Annotated in this window: 1 protein-coding gene; it reads right to left on the bottom strand. The window is 79.0% G+C overall.

Features of this window, described 5'->3' with window-relative positions:
• A partial coding sequence (locus tag DZF91_RS23130) for a 4Fe-4S dicluster domain-containing protein (protein WP_147341292.1) occupies positions 1-883 on the bottom strand: 883 nt, incomplete at both ends.

The following is an 883-nucleotide window of genomic DNA, read 5'->3' as shown; positions in this document are numbered from 1 at the left end:
CCCACCGGGTCGCGCCCCCGACGGCCGCCTCGAACCGGCGGGCGTCGGCCATCGTCCACGCGAGGCCGCGCATCACCGCGGCCTCCGGCGCCGGGACGGGGCGGTGCCGGCGCGCGTCCACGACCTCGCCGCGCAGCCGCACCAGCAGCCCCGGAATATCGATCTTCACCGGACAGACCTCCGCGCACGCACCGCACAGCGTGGACGCGAACGGCAGCGACGCCGTCTGCGCCCGGTCGACGCCGCGCGCCAGCGGCGTCCACACCGCGCCGATCGGCCCGGACGGCCCCGTCCCGCGCGGGTCGTAGGGGCGCTCCCCCACCCGCTCGTACACCGGGCACACCGCCGAGCACGCGCCGCAGCCGATGCACCGCAGCGCCTCCCGGCCGGCCTCGTCGCCGAGGATGCGGGTGCGGCCGTTGTCCACCAGCACCACGTGCACCTCGCGCGGGCCGTCGCCGGGGACGACGCCCGACCACGCCGACACCCGCGCGCTCAGCCGGTCTCCGCCCGCCGCGCGCGGCAGAAGCTGGAGCAGCACCTCCATGTCCTCCCAGGTCGGTACGGTCCGGTCCAGCCCCGCGACGCAGACCAGCGTCTCGGGAACGGTCGCGCAGGCGCGAGCCGCGCCGTCCGCCTCCAGGACGACCACGGTCCCGCTGCCCGCCACCAGGAAGTCGGCCCCGGTCACGGCGACGCGGGCCGCCCGCACCCGGTCGCGCCCGTCGGGTCCGCGCGCGTCGTGCACTGTGAGGCCGTCCGCGGCGAGCGCGTCCCCCAGCCGGACCTCGCGCAGGACGGGGCCGTCCGCGACCGCGACCTCCCCGTCGCCGCCGTCCCGGACGAGCGCGGCGACGATCCGGCGCGCGGCGGAGGCGGTGGG

It is taken from the genome of Actinomadura logoneensis, assembly GCF_003428695.1.
In the GTDB taxonomy this organism is placed as follows: domain Bacteria; phylum Actinomycetota; class Actinomycetes; order Streptosporangiales; family Streptosporangiaceae; genus Spirillospora; species Spirillospora logoneensis.
Note: the sequence above shows the minus strand (reverse complement) of the source record. Positions and strands in the feature narration are given on the sequence as shown.